We start from the raw sequence: 17,828 nt of genomic DNA, 5'->3' as shown, positions 1-17,828 counted from the left end.
CGCCACCGCCGCCGCCGGACGGCGGGGCCACGGTGGTCAGCTTGCGGGCGACGGAGGCGCCCCAGATGTTGCCGGGCCCGCCCGCGACGCGGACCCGCCAGAAGCTCTTGCCGACGCGGTTGGTCGCGGCGGAGATCGCGTAGCGGCCGTTGCCGGCCGTCGAGCCGCGGCTGATGGTGCGCCACTTGCCGCCGGAGTACTTCTGCAGCTGGATCGCCACTCGGTTGGCGGGCAGCGCCCGACCGCGCATCGTGAGCCGGCTGCCCTGGCGGACCGAGCGCTGGGCGAGCGTGCCGGTGACGTTCTTGCGGACGAGCACCTTCAGCTTCGCCGAGGACTTGTCGTGCTTGGTCGAGCCGGGGAACGTGACGCGGTAGGTCGTGTTCCTGGCCGGCTGCACGGTCCTGCGCAGCGCACCGCTGGTGCCGACCTTCTTGCTGACGACCTTGCGGAACTTCTTGTCACCGGGACCCTTGGCGGCGATGGTGATCTTCCCCGGGACGCCGTCGTTGTCGATGACCTCGCGGACCTTGGCGACGAGGTTGACCTTCTCGCCGTAGGTGACGCGGACCGTCTTCTTGCCCGACGAGCCACGCTGCAGCGAGGCCTTCGTCCGGATCCCCTCGAACTCGTAGTCCTTCAGCGGGCCGCCGGAGCGGACGACCAGCTTGTCGACCTGGAACGGGTTGCCGTCGCACCCGAAGAGGAAGCCGATGCGCGCACCCTTGCCGTCGCCGCCCCGCAGCGCCGCGAAGGACGGCAGGTCGAGCGGGAAGGAGGTCGCGTCCTCGACCCCGGCGGGGGTGTAGTGACGCCACGAGTAGGTCAGCGCGGACCCGTCGATGGTCCGCCAGTTCGGCTTGTCGTCCGGGTTGAGGTCGGTGATCAGGTCGGAGGTGCCGATCCAGTAGCCGTCGTCGTCCGGTGCCTCGTAGCGCACCGACGCGATGCCCTGGCTCTGCGCCGCGGTGGTGCGCAGACGGATGGAGAACCGGCTCAGCTGCGTGGGACGGCCGGCGTACGCCGTGGCGCCGACAGCGGTCCCCGTGCCCCGGGGCTGCCACGCGATGCTCGCCTTCCCGGAGTTCGGCTTGTTGCGCACCACGCGGAACGTCGGCTGCTTGCCGGGGGCCGCGCCGGGGTCCACGCAGTCGCGGACCGCGAGCCGCAGACCGGCGGCCTGGAAGTGGTCGCCGTCCACGCGCGTCGCGCCGACGGCGACGCCGGGCAACGCGGTGAGGGCGAGGGTGACGGCGCCGACGGCACCGATGACGGTTCTGCGCATCTACTACCTCGGAGGGTGGGGGGAGCGATCCCAGGTGGAGGCGCGGCCGGTCCGGCCGCTCGCACCGGCTCTACCCGCCCGCGGACCTGCGGAAACGCATGGTCTGGACCCGCGGAGGGTAACTGCCGGGTGCTCCCTCCACCCACTCTCCCCCGACTAGAAGGAGCACCACTCCATGCTGTTCATCCTCTGGGTCCTCGCGGTCATCCTCGTCGTGGCCGGCGTCTTCAACCTCATCAAGGGCCAGATGCTGTGGGGCATCGTCCTCATCGTGGTCGGCCTCGCGGTCGGGCCGGGCGGCTACAGCATCTTCAGCTAGCGCCCGCGTTCGACCGACGATTGACCGCTGATCAACCACGTGGTCACCCGGCACTGAGCGCACCGGCCGCGACGCGGAGGTCGGCGACCAGGTCGTCGTACGCCGCGTCGCGGTCGTCGGCGCGCAGCACCGCGGACGGGTGGGTGGTGGTGAGGACCCAGGCCGGCGGGTGCTCGGTGCCGAGGCGCTCGGGCCAGTCGACGAGCCGACCGCGCGCCTCACCGACCTTGAACGACGATCCGTAGACGGCCTTGCCGGCCGTCCCACCGAGCAGCACGGCCCCCTCGGGGCGCACGACCGACAGCTCCGCGCGCAACCACGGCGCGCAAGCCGCGACGTGCGCGGACTTCGGCGACTGGTGGATCCGCCGCTTGCCGCGCGTGCCGGACCAGCGGAAGTGCTTGACGACGTTGGTGCGGTAGACCCCGGCCGGGTCGATGCCGACGTCGGCGAGCGCCCGGTCGAGCACCCGGCCGGCCGGCCCGACGAAGGGCTCGCCCTCGACGTCCTCGCGGTCGCCGGGCTGCTCGCCCAGCACCAGCAGGCGGGCGCCCGACGGGCCGGAGCCCATCACGGCCTGGGTCGCGTCGGCGTGCAGCTCGCACCCGCGGCAGGCCTGCACGGCCTCGAGCAGCGCCGCCGGCGTGGGCCGCTCGGGCACCCACTGCTCCGCGCCCGGTCGTTCCACGTCGTCGCGTGCCACGGCACGGCGGTACCCCGTCCGGCCGCCGGCGAGCACTGATCGATCGGCACCGGGTGGGTACCGGCGGCGTCCACCGCCGTACGACGGCGGAAACCGACGTAGAAGGAGGACTGGTGGCCGAGAGCATCGTCGAGGACGAGCTGTGGGAGGACTTCCACCGGGTGGTCAACATGACCTCGCGCGAGCTGCGCGACTGGCTGGCCGTGCAGGGCGCCGGCGAGGACACCGAGGCGCTGCCGGACCAGGCCGGACCCGACCTGGGGCACCGGGTGCTGGCCATCCTCGGCAAGCGGCGCGCGGACCTCACGCCCGACGACGTCGAGGTGATGGACCGCGTCGTCGAGATGATCGTCGCCGAGCGCGGACCCGAGCCGGAGCCGACCGCCGGTGAGGACTCGTGGCGCCGCGGGCTGATGGACATCGGGCACGACCCGCTCAAGCCGTAGCGCTCCCCCACGCCGCGCACCTCCCGCACGCCCCCGGCCGCTCGTCCTAGGGTCGGGGGCGTGCCCACGCTCGCCGAGACCCTGGCTGACCTCTCCGGCGCCGGGCGCGAGCCCGGCGGCGCGGCCTGCCTGGTCCGCCGTGGCGAGGTCGTCGACGAGGCGTGGACCGGGACCCGCGACGGCACGACCCCGTGGACGCCCGACACGCTCGTCCTCTGCTACTCGGTCGCCAAGCCGATGGCGGCCCTGGCGGTGCTCTCGGTGGTCGCCGAGGGGCTGCTCGACCTCGAGGAGCCGGTCGCGTCGCTGTGGCCGGAGTACGCCGCGCGCGGCAAGGCCGCGACCACGGTGCGGCAGGTGCTGGCCCACCAGGCCGGCCAGCCCGCGTTCCCGCCGGCGGCCGCCGATCTGCCCTTCGACGACCGCGACGGCCTGGTCGCCCTCCTGGCCGCTGCTGCGCCGGAGCACGAGCCCGGCACCGCTGTCGCCGAGCACGCCCTGACCTACGGCCACCTGCTCGACGAGCTGGTCCGCCGCGCGGCCGGCGAGCCGCTGGCCGATCGCTTCGCGCGGATCGTCGCCCCGCACGGGTGGGACCTCCACCTGTCCCTCGCGCCGGCGGACCTGGATCGGGTCGCCGACGTCGTGCCGCTCGACGCGACCTGGCCCGGCAGCATCCTCGACGAGCCGTCGTGGGGCGCGGTGCTGTCGCGGCCGGCCGGCCTGCTCGACCCGGCCGTCGTCAACACCGCCCGGTGGCGGACGACGGCGTTCTCGGCGATCTCGCTGCACGCCAGCGCCCGGGGGTTGGCGCTGCTCCAGGCCGACCTCGTCGAACCCGACGGCGCGCTGGCCACCCTCCTCGGACCGACGCTCCACGCCACGCTGGTCACCGGCCAGGCCGCCGGTCGCGACCGGGTGCTGGGTCGTGACGTCACCTGGACCCTGGGCTACCAGCGCGACCTGCTGCCGGACCCCACGCGGGTCGAGGTCGGCATGGGAGGTGTCGGCGGCGCCGCGGCCTGGAGCCGCCTGGGCGAGGACGGCTACGGGGCGGCGTACGTCAGTCGGGGGCTGGGCGACGGCGAGCGGGTGGACGCGATCGACGAGGCCGTCCTGGCGATCGCCCGGGAACGGTGGAACACGTTCTAGTCCGGCCCTAGGCTGCCGGTCGTGCGCTTCGCGATCAGCACCGCCTTCCTGCCCGTCTCCGAGCTGGCCGCGATCGCTCGGGCGGCCGACGATCTCGGCTACGACGCCCTCGCCGTCCCCGACCACGTGGTCGACCTCGAGATGCTGCGGACGCCGTACCCCTACACGGCCGACGGCTCGCGCCGCTGGGGCTTCGACGCCGAGTGGCCCGACCCGTGGGTGCTGGTCGGGGCCTTGGCCGCGATGACCGAGCGGCTGCGGTTCTTCACCTCGGTCTACGTGCCGGCGATGCGCAGCCCGTTCCAGGTCGCGAAGTCGGTCGGCACCGCGGCGGTGCTGTCGGGCAACCGGGTCGCGCTCGGGGTCGGGATCGGGTGGTGCGAGGAGGAGTTCGAGCTGCTCGAGCAGGGCTTCCGCACGCGCGGACGGCGCACGGACGAGGGGCTCGCGCTGATGAAGCGGCTGTGGGAGCCCGGGTGGACGGAGTTCGAGGGCGAGCACTACTCCGCGCCCCGGCTGGTGATGGAGCCGACGCCGACCGCGCCGGTGCCGATCTACGTCGGGGGGCTGTCGGAGGTGGCGTTCCGGCGGGCGGCGCGGCACGACGGCTGGGTCGGGGACATGTTCCGCACCGACGAGGCGCTCCGGTGGGCCGCCCGCCTGCGCGAGGTCCGCGACGAGGCCGGCGCGACCGGCGACTTCCGGGTGGTCGTCGCGCTGACGGACGCGCTGCTGCCCGAGCAGTTCGCCCGGGCGGAGGAGGGCGGGATCACCGACTGCATGACGATGCCGTGGGCCTACTACACCGGCCTCGAGGCCACGCTGGAGCAGAAGCTCGACGGGATGGCCCGCTTCGCCGAGGACGTCGTACGCCCGATGGCCCGGTGACGCCTCCCGAGGGGCGCCACCGGGCCGGTGGGGTGGTGCGGGTCCGCGTCAACGGACGGTGACGACGTACCGCTTCGACGCCGACGGCTTGACGCCGGAGGTGCCGCCGAACTTCGCGACGAGGACGTGCTTGCCCTTCTTCATCTTCGGCAGCACGATCCGCGCCTTGCCGGCAGCGTTGACCTTGCCCGACGCGATGCGACGGCCGTTGTCGGTGATCGTGACCTTGCCGCCGGCGACCGGGTTGTCGGCGCCGACCGTGACCGTGGCCGAGCCCTTCTTGCGGGAGCTCAGCGCGAACTTCGCGGTGACGTGGGAGGCCATCTTGCCGGTCGACTCACCGCCGGCGAAGAGGCCGACGTACGGCGTGACGTACTGCTTGTCACCGCCGTGGCCGCCGACGGTGAAGGCCATCTGGAAGTGGTCGCCGGCCTGCGAGATCGGGCACGGCGCGGTGCCCTCGCGCCGGCTCTGGCACTCCGGCTGCTGGGTCGCCGGACCCTTGAGCTCACGGGTCGCCCGGACCGGGAACTGGAGCTCGAGCACGTCGCCCTGGCGCAGGGTGAACGGCGTGAAGTCGGCGTTGCCGACCAGGATGCCGCCGTTGACGCCCTGGTCGAAGGCGAGGTCGCCGGTGCCGAGGTCCTGCTCGTCACCGGCCTCGGTCAGGTCCCAGCGGACGTCCTCGTCGACGAACTCGACGCCGCGCGGGACCAGGATCTCGGGCAGGACGGCGACCTTCCCGCTGCACGGGATGCTGACCAGGCCGATGTAGCCGCGGAGGTAGAACTTCTCCCCCACCTTCGGCACCTTTCCGGACGGCGACCTCCAGCCGACGTTGGCGCTCACGCCGGTCGAGGGGCCGCTGGTGATGCAGTCGATGACGGTGTCCTCGTCGTGCTTGCCGTCCTGCCACTCACCGCCCGCCGCCGCCGTGGCGGCGCTGCCGCCCAGGCCGGCCAGGGTGGTGGACAGGACGAGCGCGGCGGAGGCGAGCAGACCGGTGCGTCGCGTGCGGGTCGTGCCCGTCGTACGACGTCCGGCCGGGGTGCGCGGGATGGCGCGCGAGGGGGTCCGCGGGGTGGTGCGGGTGTCGCTGAGGAGGATCATGGCTCTGCGCTTTCGTGAGGGGTGCTTGTCGTGAGCACGACCCTCGCGGTCCCGGCGTCCCGACCGACAGGGACAGCAGCACCGACATCGTCCCGAGCCCGCGTCCCGCCGACCGGGACCCTCGTCCCGGGTCGGGGCAGCTGCCGAGACGGGCACCACGTCAGCCGGATCCAGCCGAGGACGTCCCCGTCCACCTCGACGTGCAGTCGTCCGTCGGAGGGCTCGGATGTCCTCGGCGCTGCTCAGGGTCGAGACGGTCCGAGCCATCGCCGCGCGAAGCCCGACATCCTCGGGCGCACGGTGAGTCCCGGGACAACCGCAGGCGGCTGGCCCGCTCGTGCGAGGCGTGGAGACCGACGACCGACCTGGTCGCCCCCGTCACCCGGCGGGCACGTGGAACGGCCTGCCGTGTGGTCGGTGGCGGTCGCGCGGACGGCGCCGGCCGGTGCTGCGACCGGGCCGACGCCGTCCGGGGTGCTCAGCGCTCGCCGAGCTGGCGGGCCACGGCGCTCACGCACTGGCCCTGGTTGCGGTAGCGGCCGCTGAAGCTCTGCCAGCCGCCGTCCTTGCACGCGTCCTTGGTGCCCACGACCACGACCTCGAGGGGCTGCGCGGCCGGCCAGCTCGTCCGCGGCCGGTCCCGGTTCTCGCCCAGGCTCTCCCACCTCAGCAGGTCCCGGCGGACCTCCCCGACGTCGGGAAGCAGGTCACGGGCGTGGAACGAACCCGCCGCGCCGGAGTCGTCGTTGAGGTTCACCTGCATGGAGGTCCCCAGCTCGCCGGGTCCACCCGCGTGCTGGTAGTCCGACCGCAGGTCGGCCACCCCGGCGGGGACGGAGGGCGGCGAGGCGACCTCCTCGAGCGGTTCGAGGGTCTGCCCGTCGAGGTAGAACGTCCGGGGCTCACCCTGGCACTCGACGTCGAGCCGGATCCGGCCGTCCTCGGTCAGCTTGGGCGCCCAGTAGACCTCCACCTGGAAGACCAACGTCCCGGGCTGGGAGAAGTCCCAGGCCCCGGTCCACCGGCTGACCTGGACCTGCTGCCACCCGTCCTCCGAGTCATCGGGCCGCGCGACGTAGACCTGGGTGTTCCCGTCCTGGTCGTACTTGTGGTACGCCACGACCGGAGCACCGGCAGCGTCGAACCCGACCTGGACGTTGTTGTTGATCGCGCCGCCCTCCGGCTCGACGGGGTCGACGGCGTCGCTGGTCCCCAGGGTGATCGGCAGCGCCAGCGACTGGCCCGCGCTGTCCTCCCAGGACGTCAGGTCCGTGGTGCGGGCGTAGGACACCGTGTGCGTCGACGAGGCGATCGGGTCCTCCCGCCAGACCCACACCATGTGGTAGCGCCCGTCGGGGCCGAGCCGCGGCTTGGCCGCGTAGGCGTTGCGCTCGCCCTCGCCGTCGAGCACCGGAGTGGTGAGCAGGGCGCTCGACGACCGCGTCGCCTCGTCGTAGCGGTTGTAGACGTCGACGCCGTTGCCGCTGCCGCCCTCGCGATAGCGGAAGACGAGCGTGCCGTCACCGAGCTCGAGGAACACCGGGTACGTCACCGAGCGCTCGAGCGACGGGTTGACCATGTTCGCCACCCGCTGCAGGGAGGCGACGTCACCGGGCTCGGTGGTGCGCCAGTACCGCAGCTCGTGGTTGTGCATGTTGCCCGCCACGTGCAGGTTGCCGTCGCGGTCGGTCGCGATCGTGACGTAGTTGTGGCTGTCCCAGCCGACGGTCGTGGCCAGCCGCTGACGGGTCCACTCGGCCGTGTCGAGCGTGCGGTGCGCCACCGTCAGCGCACGGTCCTGGTCGTAGTAGGCGACGTACTGGTGCTGCCCGTCGGTCAGCATCGCCTGGCCCACGTAGTGCCCGGCCCAGGTGTCGTCCACCCGGACCCGGTCGAGAACGGCCTCGCCGGTGCCGGCGTCCGCGGGCGCCTCGGCCACCGTGCCGCAGTCCAGCGGTGCGCTGCTGCGAACCGGCGGTGCGGCCGAGGTCGTGGGGGCAAGAGCCGTGCCGAGCGCCAGCGCGGCCACGCTGGCGGCGGCAACGCGCGCAGGGTTGAAACGTGCCATGTCGATGGAATCCCTTCGTTGTGCACGGCGAGCGGGGGGAATCACCGGACCCTGGCCCGGCGAACAGATGCCGTGTGCAACGTTTCAATCATGTGACGGCCGTCTCGCACAACCCCCTGTCCACGACCGCACCCCGGGTGGTCGGACGTACGTTCACCGGGGACCGTGCGCGGAGACGACGCGGGTCCTCGCGCACTGGACCCGCTGGCCCCACCCGTCAGACCGGGTGGCTCACTCCCACTCGATGGTGCCCGGCGGCTTGGAGGTGATGTCGACGGTGACCCGGTTGACCTCGGCGACCTCGTTGGTGATCCGGGTGGAGATCTTCTCGAGCACCTCGTAGGGCAGCCGGGCCCAGTCGGCGGTCATGGCGTCCTCGGAGGTGACCGGACGCAGGACGACGGGGTGGCCGTAGGTGCGACCGTCGCCCTGGACGCCGACGGAGCGGACGTCGGCGAGGAGGACGACCGGCATCTGCCACACGTCCCGGTCCAGGCCGGCGCGGGTCATCTCCTCGCGGGCGATCGCGTCGGCCTGGCGGAGGATGTCGAGGCGCTCGCGGGTGACCTCGCCGATGATCCGGATGCCGAGGCCCGGGCCGGGGAACGGCTGCCGGTGGACGATCTCGGCGGGCAGGCCGAGCTGCTCGCCGACCTGGCGCACCTCGTCCTTGAAGAGCGTCCGCAGCGGCTCGACCAGCTCGAGGTCCATGTCGTCGGGCAGGCCGCCGACGTTGTGGTGGGACTTGATGTTCGAGGTGCCTGCGCCGCCACCGGACTCCACGACGTCCGGGTAGAGCGTGCCCTGCACGAGGAACGCGACCTTGTCGCCCTCCTCGGCGGCGCTCTGCTCGACGAACCCGGCGAGGATCTCCCCGCGAGCGGCCTCGAAGACGCGGATGAACTCCCGCCCGATCGTCTTGCGCTTCTCCTCCGGGTCGGAGATGCCGGCCAGCGCCGTGAGGAACCGCTCCTCGGCGTCGACCACCTTGAGGTCCACGCCCGTCGCCGCCACGAAGTCGCGCTCGACCTGCTCGGTCTCGCCCTGGCGCATGAGGCCGTGGTCGACGTACACGCAGGTCAGCCGGTCGCCGATCGCGCGCTGCACGATCGCCGCCGCGACGGCGGAGTCCACGCCGCCGGAGAGGCCGCAGATCGCCCGGCCGCGCTCACCGACCTGGGCGCGGATCGCCTCGATCTGCTCCTCGACGATGTTGACCATCGTCCACGTGGGCCGGCAGCCGGCGATCTGGTGCAGGAAGTGCTCGAGCACCTGCTGGCCGTGCTCGGTGTGCAGCACCTCCGGGTGCCACTGGACCCCCGCGAGGCCGCGGTCGACGTCCTCGAACGCCGCCACCGGCGTCACGGCCGTCGAGGCCAGCACCGAGAAGCCGTCCGGGGCCGCGGTGACCGAGTCGCCGTGGGACATCCACACCCGGTGGGAGGCGGGTACGTCGGAGAGCAGCGTGCCCGGCTCGGTGACCGTGACGTCGGTCCGGCCGTACTCACGCGCGCCGGTGTGGGACACCTCGCCGCCGAGCCCCTTGGCCATCAGCTGGAAGCCGTAGCACATGCCGAACACCGGCGTGCCGGCCGTGAACAGCGACGTGTCGATCGACGGCGCGCCCTCGGCGTACACCGACGACGGTCCGCCGCTCAGGATGATCGCCTTCGGCTGCCGCGCCAGCATGTCGGCCACCGGCATCGTGTGCGGCACGATCTCGGAGTAGACCCGGGCCTCGCGGACCCGCCGGGCGATCAGCTGCGCGTACTGCGCTCCGAAGTCGACCACCAGGACCAGGTCGTGCTCTCCCACCGCCGTCATGGGCCGCAGCCTATCGGCGCGGCCGTGCGGGCCCTGTCGCGGACCGTCCCACCTGCCAGGGCGGCTCGGGGGCCTCGAACCTGAAGGTGGTTTCGAGGCGCGTCGCTCCCCCTCGCAGGCTCGGGTGAGCCGACGCTCCTCAACCTCCCGGCCCGGGTCTTCCGCCGAGCAAGCTCGGCGGAAGGGCCGTGAAATGCACCAGGGCCCGGCCGGGGAGGGAGGGTGGCCGGGCCCTGATCGTCCACGCAGCTGTTGGACAGTGCTTGGACAACGACCCGACTCTTGGGAGGGAGCATGACTGCCGGGTCTGACCACTCAACGACCGCCCGAGGGGCGGGTTACGCCGCTTCGGGAACGAAAAACGGCCCGGTCTGGACCGGGCCGTCCTTCGTCGGATCACTGCAGGTCGGAGCGGGTGCGGCCGCTCCGGCCGTCGTTCAGGAGACGCCGACGATCGGCAGCCGCAGGGCGCCCGGAGCGCTGTCGGGGACGACCGGCGCCTTCGGGGCGACCGGGTCGACGCGGCGGTAGTCCGAGCCGAGCGCGGGGCGCCGGTCCTGCTCGCCCTTGTTCGGCCACAGGGCCATCGCGCGCTCGGCCTGGGCGGTGATCGTCAGCGACGGGTTGACGCCGAGGTTGGCGGTGACCGCCGAGCCGTCGGCGACGTGCAGGCCGGGGTGGCCGTAGACCCGCTGGTAGGGGTCGATCACGCCGGTCTCGGCGGAGTCGCCGATCGCGCAGCCGCCGAGGAAGTGGGCGGTCAACGGCATGTTGAACTGCTCGCCGATGTTGCCGCCCGGGGTGCCGCCGATGACCTTCGCCATCAGCCGCACCGCGGTGTTGCCCGCGGGGATCCAGGTCGGGTTCGGGACGCCGTGGCCCTGGCGCGAGGTCAGGAAGCTCTTGCCGGTGCCGGGGATCTTCTTGGTGTACGTCGTGATCGAGTTGTCCAGGCTCTGCATCACCAGCGCGATCACGGTGCGCTCCGACCAGTGCCGCAGGTCGTAGAGGTCGGTGATGCTCCGGCGCTGCCTCCAGGTCTCCTTCAGCCACGTCCGCCAGCGGGGCGCGGGGCCGTCGCCGTCGGTGAGCACGGTCTGCAGCAGCGACATGAAGTTGCTGCCCTTGCCGTAGCGGACCGGCTCGACGTGGGTGTCGTCGTCGGGGTGGAACGAGGACGTGATCGCGATGCCCTGGCTGTAGTCGATGGTCGTGTCCGGCGCGATCGCGCCGAGGATCGACTCGGAGTTGGTGCGCGACAGGTAGCCGAGGCGGTCCGAGACGCGCGGCAGGTGCCCCTCGTCCTTCATCCGGTGCAGGAGCCGCTGGGTGCCCAGCGCCGACGCCGCGAGCACGACCTGGTCGGCGGTGAGCACCCGCGTGACCGAGCGACGCGAGACCTTCGCCTTGGTGTAGCGGACGTGGACGTCGTACCCGCCGTCCTGCCGGGGTGCGATCCGGGTGACCGTCGTCAGCGGCAGCACCTTCGCGCCGGCTTCCTCGGCGAGGTAGAGGTAGTTCTTGACCAGCGTGTTCTTGGCGTTGTGCCGGCAGCCGCTCATGCAGGCGCCGCAACCGATGCAGGTCTGCCGCTCGGGGCCGGCTCCGCCGAAGAACGGGTCGGCGACGGTCTCGCCCTGCGCCTGCTCGGGCCCGCCGAAGAAGACGCCGACCGGGGTGGGGTGGAACGTGTCGGCGACGCCCATCTCGCCGGCGACCTTCTCCATGACGTCGTCGGCCGGGGTGCGCAGCGGGTTCTCGACGACGCCCAGCATCCGCTTGGCCTGGTCGTAGAACGGCGCGAGCTCGGACCTCCAGTCGGTGATGTGGCTCCACTGCGGGTCGTTGAAGAACGCCGGCAGCGGCTCGTAGAGCGTGTTGGCGTAGACCAGCGAGCCGCCGCCCACGCCCGCGCCGGAGACGATGAGGCAGTCGCGCAGCGCGTCGATCCGCTGGATGCCGTAGCAGCCGACCTCGGGGCGGAAGAGGTAGCGCTTGACGTCCCACGACGTCTCGGCGAAGTCCTCGTCGCGAAAGCGGGCGCCGGCCTCGAGCACGCCGACCTTGTAGCCCTTCTCGGTCAGCCGGAGCGCGGCGACCGAGCCACCGAAGCCCGAGCCCACGACGAGCACGTCGAAGTCGTGCCCGGCGTCGTTGCCGGCGCCCGCGGAAGCGGCGGCGATCGGGGCGGTGGTGTCACGGTCGCTCATCAGGCACGTCCCAGCTTCTTCATCAGGCGGAGGTTGGCGGTCATGACCTTCGCGAAGGTCTCGTCGGAGAGGCCCAGCACCGGCGCGATGCGCATGACGCGCTGGGTCGCGACCGACTGCGTCTCGGTGTAGCGCAGGATGCCCTCGGCACCCTGCCGGCGACCCACGCCGGACTGCCGCATGCCGCCCATCGGGGCGTCGATGCTCGCGAAGGTGGCGCCGAAGGCCTCGTTGATGTTCACGGTGCCGGCCTTGACGTGCCGCGCGATCGCGCGCGCCCGCGGCCCGTCCTGGCTGTAGATCGAGGCGTTGAGGCCGTACTCCCCCTCGTTGGCGCGCGCGATCGCGTCGGCCTCGTCGTGGAACCGGTAGAGCGAGACGACCGGCCCGAAGGTCTCGTCCTGGAAGCACGCCATGTCCGGCGTGACGCCCTCGAGGATGGTCGGCTCGAAGAAGTACGGCCCGAGGTCGGGCCGCGCCTTGCCGCCCGTGAGCACCCGGGCGCCCTTCGCGACCGCCTCCTCGACGTGGTGCACCACGGCGTCGAGCTGCGCCTGAGAGATCAGCGACCCCATGTCGTTCTCCCAGGCCAGCGTCGCGCCGAGCGTCATCGCCTGGGCGCGGGCGACGAACCGCTCGACGAAACGGTCGTAGACCTGGTCGGCGACGAAGATCCGCTCGATCGACACGCACAGCTGCCCGGCGTTGGAGAACGTCGCGCGCACCGCGCCCTCGGCCGCCTTCTCCAGGTCGGCGTCGCGGAGCACCAGCATGGGGTTCTTGCCGCCGAGCTCCAGCGAGCAGCCGATGAGCCGCTCCGCGCAGCCGTGGGCCACGACCCGGCCGGTGGCGGTCGACCCGGTGAAGCAGACGTAGTCGGCGCGCTCGATGATCCCGGTGCCCACCCGCGACCCCGGACCCGCGACGACCTGCCAGACCTCCGGCGGGAAGCCGGCCTCCTCGAGCAGCTGCGCGCCGAGCAGCGCCGACAGCATCGTCTGGGCGTCGGGCTTGGCGACGACCGCGTTGCCGGCCAGGAGCGCCGGCAGCCCGTCGGCGAGCGCCATCGTGAACGGGTAGTTCCACGGCGAGATGATCCCGACGACGCCCTTGGGGACGCGGTTGACGTCGACCCGGGTCAGCACCGGCATGACGCCGGGGTGCCGCTTGGTGTCGAGGTGCCGGTGGGCCGTGCGTGCGTAGTAGCGCGCGGTCATGGCCACGTGGAGCGTCTCGTCGAAGGCGTGCTTCCGCGCCTTGCCGGACTCCAGCACGATCAGGTCGGTGATCTCGTCCTGCCGGTCGAGCACCAGGTCGTGGAAGCGCAGCAGCATCGCGGCGCGCTGGTCGAGGCTGGTGCGCGACCAGGCCACCTGCGCGCGTCGGGCCCGGGCGAAGGCCTCGGCGACGTCGGCGTCGCTGCTCTGCGGGACGTGGGCCAGCGGCGCGCCGTCGAGCGGCGAGAAGACGGCGTTCGACTCCCCCGAGGTCGCCACCACGCGTCGGGTCAGCGAGGCGACGTAGTCCGGCTCGAGGGCGTAGGTCGCGCCCGGCTCGTGCTCGGGGTCGCGAGGACCCTCCACGAGCGGGCCGCCGGACGGGGACGGAGAGGAGGCGCTCATGTACCGAGGGTATGTGACGGCAGTCTCCTGGACTACCGATCGGTAGCGATTGTGGGACTGTACACATCGCGAACGGTTGTCAACCGCCCGTCGGGTCCGGCGTGGGGCACGCCGGAGGGCGGACCTACATGGCCGGCGCGGTCGGGTAGATCGCCTTGAGCTCGGTGTACTGCGCCAGGCCCTCCGGCCCGAACTCACGGCCGATCCCCGAGGCCTTGAAGCCGCCGAACGGCGCGGCGAAGTCCATCGTGTAGGTGTTGACGCCGTAGGTGCCGGCCCGCACGCGGCGGGCGACGTCCAGCCCGGCGTCCGGGTCGCCGGTCCAGACCGTGCCGGCCAGGCCGTAGTCGGAGTCGTTGGCGATGCGGACGGCGTCGTCCACGTCGTCGTACGCGATGACCGACAGCACCGGGCCGAAGATCTCCTCCTGGGCGATCCGCATCCGGTTGTCGACGTCGGCGAAGACCGTCGGGCGGACGTACCAGCCGCGGTCGAGCCCGTCGGGCATGCCGTTGCCGCCGACGACGACGCGGGCGCCCTCCTCCTGGCCGAGGGCGATGTACTTCTCCACCCGCTCCTGCTGGCGCCGGGCGACCATCGGGCCGATCTCGGTGGCCGGGTCGGCGGGGTCGCCGACGACCATCCCGGAGACGGTCTCGGCGAGCGCCCCGACCACAGCGTCGTAGTTGGCCCGCGAGGCGAGGATGCGGGTCTGCGCCACGCACGCCTGGCCCGAGTTCATCAGCGCGACGAACTTCAGCCCCTCCATCGTGGCGGCGAGGTCGGCGTCGTCGAGCACGATCGCCGCAGACTTGCCGCCGAGCTCGAGGCTGACGCGCTTGAGCTGCTCCCCGCAGACCGCCGCGATCTTGCGACCGGCGGCGGTCGACCCGGTGAACGCGACCTTGTCGATGCCGGGGTGCGCGACCAGGTGCTCGCCCACCTCGCGACCGGCAGCCACGATGTTGACGACGCCCGCGGGCACGCCGGCCTCCTCCAGCAGCTCGGCCATCAGGTAGGTGTCCAGCGGCGTCTCCGGCGCCGGCTTGACCACGACCGTGTTGCCGGCCAGCAGCGCCGGGACGACCTTCGAGATCGTCGTGAACTGCGGGACGTTCCACGGCGGGATCGCCGCCACGACGCCGACCGGCTCGCGGCGGACGATCACCTCCGGACCGAGCACGCCCGGCCGGGTCTCCTCCCACGGGAACGCTCGGGCGATGCCGAGGAACGCCTCGATCTGCATCCACGGCGCCGGCGACTGGGCGAGGTTCGAGAACGACGTCGGCGCGCCCATCTCGGTGGTGATCAGGTCGGCCATCTCGGCCACCTTCCCGGCGTACAGCCCCGAGAACGCCTGGACCACCTCGATCCGCTCCTCCGGCGACATCCGGGGCCACGGGCCCTCGTCGAAGGCACGCCGGGCGGCCGCGACCGCGGCATCGACGTCGGCGGCCGAGCCCTCGGGAACCGTCGCCACCACCTGCTCGGAGTGCGGCGAGACGACCTGCAGGGTGGCCGACGTCGCTGGCGCGGCCCACTGGCCGTCGATGTAGAAGGCGTCGCGGTCGAGGGTCATGGCTGCTCCTGGTCTGAGGGGTACGACGGGTGGCTGGGGCGGGCGGTCAGGGGGCGGTGGCGAACCAGTCGGCGAAGCCGCTGGGGTCGTGCCGGCCGATCGCGAAGTGCTCGAAGAGGCCCCAGCCCTCGGCCTCCTGGCCGCCCTCGTGGAGGACCGCGCGGCCGACGTGGTCTACGCAGCCGAACATGAACCGGCCCTGCACGGCCTCGTCGGCCATGTCGTAGGTCAGCCGCTCGACGAACTTCTCGCCCTTCCACATGCCGTGCGCCCAGTCCGGGTCGCCGCCGTAGCCGCCACCCACGTGCAGCGGCGCCGCCAGCAGCGAGGACACCTCGAGCCGGACCTCCTCACCGCGACCGTTGGTGCACGTGATCGTCGCGCCGGTCGGCTTCCGGGTGCCCGAGGCGTAGTGCACCTGCACGCGTGGCCAGCCGAGCTGCTCGACCCGCCCGTCGGCGTGGACGCGGTGGCAGTCGTTGAGGGTCCGGTAGCCCGACGGGTCCTCCTGGAGGATCAGCACGACGGCGTACTCCTCGAAGCGCATGGGGACGTAGGTCCACCACATGCCGTCGAACGGCGGGTCCGCCGGTGCTCCCGCCGGCTCCGCCTCGCCGACCGGGCGGATGCCCCAGGAGCGGTCGCGGGTGCCGACCCAGCGGTCCGGGGTGACCTCGATCCGCTCGCCGTCGACGTCCACGTGGCCGCTCCAGGTGCCGACCTGGGCGAAGCGCTGCGCGTCGAGCGTGACCCGGGCGCCGGAGCGCAGCACGTGCGGCAGCTCCTGCAGGACGGGGAAGGAGCCCTCCCACGTCAGGTCGGCGGCGATCCCCTCGGTCTCCTCGATCGTCAGGTGGATGCGCTGCAGCGGCTCCTCGACCTCGACCCGGTAGCCGCCGACGTGCTGGTTGAGCCGGTCGTCGTCGCACAGGTCGGAGAGGTGCAGCGCCGTCTGCTTGCCTCCGCGGGCGAGCAGCAGGAACGCGTCCTTGGTGCCGAGGTTCGGGTAGTAGCCCAGGCCGGTGATGAGGAACAGGTCACCGGTGCGGTCGTGGGCGTTGAAGTAGCAGCGGTCGTAGAAGTTCCGGTCGCTGCTCGCGGGCCAGGTGACCGGGAGCGGCGCCTGGTGCAGCGGGTACTCGTCGAGCGGTCCGACCATCAGGCCCCCACCTCCGCGAGCAGCCGGTCGAGCAGCGGCTTGTGGTGCATGAGCGCGTCGGGGTCCTCGGGGCGCTCGATCTCGCCGAAGTGGATCTGCCGGGCGCCGGTGCGCAGGAAGACGATGCACCACTGGACCGCGTTGTAGACGTGGTACCAGTGCAGGTCGCCGACCTCGACGCCGGTCAGCTCGTGGTACGTCGCCACGACGTCCTCCTCGCGGAGGAAGTGCGGCATGCCGGGCAGCTCCAGCGCGCCGGTGATCGACTCGAAGACCATGTGCGCGAAGACCATCCACGACAGGTCCAGCTCGCGCGGCCCGACCGTCGCCATCTCCCAGTCGAGCACCGCGACCGGCGCGAAGTCCTCGAACAGCACGTTGCCGATCCGCGAGTCGCCCCAGCACAGCACCGCGTCGCCCTGCTGCTCCGGCAGGTGCGCCTCGAGCCACGCCAGCCCGCGCTCGGCGACCGCCGAGCGGCCGATGTCGGGGACCGCGAAGTCGTACCACGCCCTCGTCCACGCGAGGTTCCGCTCCAGCGGCGTCGCCCCCTGGTGGCCGTGCCGCGCCGGGTCGAGGAACGCGAAGGTCCCGGTCGCCTCGGGGATCGCGTGCAGCCTCGCGAGCACGCCGACCGTGGCGTCCTGCAGGGACCGCTGCTGCTCCGGCGAGGCGTCGTGGAGCCAGTTGTCGCCGAAGTTGTAGGGCAGCACGTCCTGGGGCACGACCCCCTCGACGCGGTCCATGAGGAAGAACGGCGTCCCGAGCACCTCCCCCGTCGGCTCCATCCAGCGCACGACCGGCACGGGTACGTCGGTCAGCTCGCCGACCAGCCGCATCGCGTCGTACTGGTCGCCCAGCGCGTAGTCCGGGAACACCGGGAAGTCCTCCGCCGCCGGCGCCACCCGGGCCACGAACCGGCCCACCCGTTGCTCCCCGCCCTCGGACCACGTCACGTCCAGCGGCAACGTCTCCGAGGACATGCCGTTCGCGTCGGCACCCGCGTGCACGACGACCGCCGGCGCGGCGCCGTCCGGCAGCTGGGTCGCCAGCCACGTCGAGAGCCGGTCCGCGAGCGTGCTCGGGTCGCGACTGCTGCGCTGCAGCTTCATGTCCGGTGGCGGCGGTGCCTGGGTCACGGGCGCTCCTGGGGGTCGGCCACGCGGCGGGAGTGTGACGTGGCTCTCAGCGCCGCCAGCATCGGTGGAACGCGTTCTAGTTGTCAATGACACGTGTCAACCAAGCCCCCGCTGGTTGAGAGGGAGGCGCTCCAGCGCCGACACCCCGCTGGTTGAGCAGGGAGGCGCTCCAGCGCCGACACCCCGCTGGTTGAGCAGGGAGGCGCCCCAGCGCCGACCGTGTCGAAACCCCGTGACGAACGCAAGGCCCGCAACCACGGTCACCAGGTTTCGACACGGCTCGCCAACGCTCCCCTGCTCAACCAACGGGGGTGGGGGGGCTGG

14 protein-coding genes are annotated in these 17,828 nt (G+C 72.4%); 4 read left to right on the top strand and 10 right to left on the bottom strand.

Annotated elements, in window-relative coordinates; genetic code table 11:
* A partial coding sequence (locus G6553_RS19930) for a hypothetical protein (RefSeq protein ID WP_166196758.1) occupies positions 1-1,285 on the bottom strand: 1,285 nt, incomplete at its 3' end.
* A 175-nt stretch (positions 1,286-1,460) separates the two neighbouring features.
* On the opposite strand from G6553_RS19930, the gene G6553_RS19925 reads away from it, so the two are divergent.
* Positions 1,461-1,604 carry a GPGG-motif small membrane protein gene (locus G6553_RS19925; protein WP_166196756.1) on the top strand — a complete coding sequence of 48 codons (144 nt, stop codon included), beginning with the start codon at positions 1,461-1,463 and terminating at the stop codon, positions 1,602-1,604.
* A 43-nt stretch (positions 1,605-1,647) separates the two neighbouring features.
* Here the strand turns inward: G6553_RS19925 and G6553_RS19920 are convergent, their stop codons facing one another.
* On the bottom strand, positions 1,648-2,307 hold the full coding sequence (locus tag G6553_RS19920) for a UdgX family uracil-DNA binding protein (protein WP_166196755.1): 660 nt from the start codon (positions 2,305-2,307) through the stop codon (positions 1,648-1,650).
* Between the two features lie 113 nt (positions 2,308-2,420).
* Here G6553_RS19920 and G6553_RS19915 point away from each other — a divergent pair, with 113 nt between their 5' ends.
* Genes G6553_RS19915 through G6553_RS19905 form a run of 3 tightly spaced genes read left to right on the top strand, consistent with a single transcriptional unit; the run spans position 2,421 to position 4,793 of the window.
* Positions 2,421-2,753 carry a DUF3140 domain-containing protein gene (locus G6553_RS19915; RefSeq protein WP_347565824.1) on the top strand — a complete coding sequence of 111 codons (333 nt, stop codon included), beginning with the start codon at positions 2,421-2,423 and terminating at the stop codon, positions 2,751-2,753.
* A gap of 60 nt (positions 2,754-2,813) precedes the next feature.
* On the top strand, positions 2,814-3,905 hold the full coding sequence (locus tag G6553_RS19910) for a serine hydrolase domain-containing protein (RefSeq protein WP_166196753.1): 1,092 nt from the start codon (positions 2,814-2,816) through the stop codon (positions 3,903-3,905).
* Between the two features lie 21 nt (positions 3,906-3,926).
* Complete coding sequence (locus G6553_RS19905) at positions 3,927-4,793, top strand: TIGR03619 family F420-dependent LLM class oxidoreductase (protein WP_166196751.1); 867 nt, start codon at positions 3,927-3,929, stop codon at positions 4,791-4,793.
* Between the two features lie 48 nt (positions 4,794-4,841).
* Here G6553_RS19905 and G6553_RS19900 read toward each other — a convergent pair whose 3' ends face one another.
* The 8 genes from G6553_RS19900 to G6553_RS19865 all read right to left on the bottom strand — a co-directional run bounded on the left by G6553_RS19900 (position 4,842) and on the right by G6553_RS19865 (position 17,504).
* Positions 4,842-5,903: an Ig-like domain-containing protein gene (locus G6553_RS19900; protein WP_166196749.1), complete on the bottom strand. Its 1,062-nt coding sequence runs from the start codon at positions 5,901-5,903 to the stop codon at positions 4,842-4,844.
* 478 nt (positions 5,904-6,381) lie between these two features.
* Positions 6,382-7,971, bottom strand: a complete 1,590-nt coding sequence (locus tag G6553_RS19895; protein ID WP_166196747.1) for a BNR repeat-containing protein — start codon at positions 7,969-7,971, stop codon at positions 6,382-6,384.
* Positions 7,972-8,202: 231 nt separating this feature from the next.
* Complete coding sequence (gene guaA / locus G6553_RS19890) at positions 8,203-9,795, bottom strand: glutamine-hydrolyzing GMP synthase (protein WP_166196745.1); 1,593 nt, start codon at positions 9,793-9,795, stop codon at positions 8,203-8,205.
* A gap of 437 nt (positions 9,796-10,232) precedes the next feature.
* The gene (locus G6553_RS19885) at positions 10,233-12,005 is read right to left on the bottom strand and encodes a GMC family oxidoreductase (RefSeq protein ID WP_166196743.1); all 1,773 of its coding nucleotides are present in this window, start codon (positions 12,003-12,005) and stop codon (positions 10,233-10,235) included.
* Positions 12,005-13,627 (bottom strand): succinic semialdehyde dehydrogenase, encoded by a 1,623-nt coding sequence (locus G6553_RS19880; RefSeq protein WP_166196741.1) that lies wholly within the window; start codon positions 13,625-13,627, stop codon positions 12,005-12,007. Before G6553_RS19880 ends, G6553_RS19885 begins: the two co-directional genes overlap by 1 nt.
* A gap of 124 nt (positions 13,628-13,751) precedes the next feature.
* Positions 13,752-15,206 carry an aldehyde dehydrogenase gene (locus G6553_RS19875; protein ID WP_166196739.1) on the bottom strand — a complete coding sequence of 485 codons (1,455 nt, stop codon included), beginning with the start codon at positions 15,204-15,206 and terminating at the stop codon, positions 13,752-13,754.
* Positions 15,207-15,252: 46 nt separating this feature from the next.
* On the bottom strand, positions 15,253-16,365 hold the full coding sequence (locus G6553_RS19870) for a hypothetical protein (RefSeq protein ID WP_166196737.1): 1,113 nt from the start codon (positions 16,363-16,365) through the stop codon (positions 15,253-15,255).
* A complete protein-coding gene (locus G6553_RS19865; protein ID WP_347565823.1) occupies positions 16,365-17,504 on the bottom strand; it encodes a phosphotransferase family protein in 1,140 nt (379 codons plus the stop codon). The genes G6553_RS19870 and G6553_RS19865 overlap by 1 nt, the downstream gene beginning before the upstream one ends.
* Positions 17,505-17,828: the final 324 nt, after the last annotated feature.

Source organism: Nocardioides sp. IC4_145 (genome assembly GCF_011250565.1).
Lineage (GTDB): Bacteria > Actinomycetota > Actinomycetes > Propionibacteriales > Nocardioidaceae > Nocardioides.
Note: the sequence above shows the minus strand (reverse complement) of the source record. Positions and strands in the feature narration are given on the sequence as shown.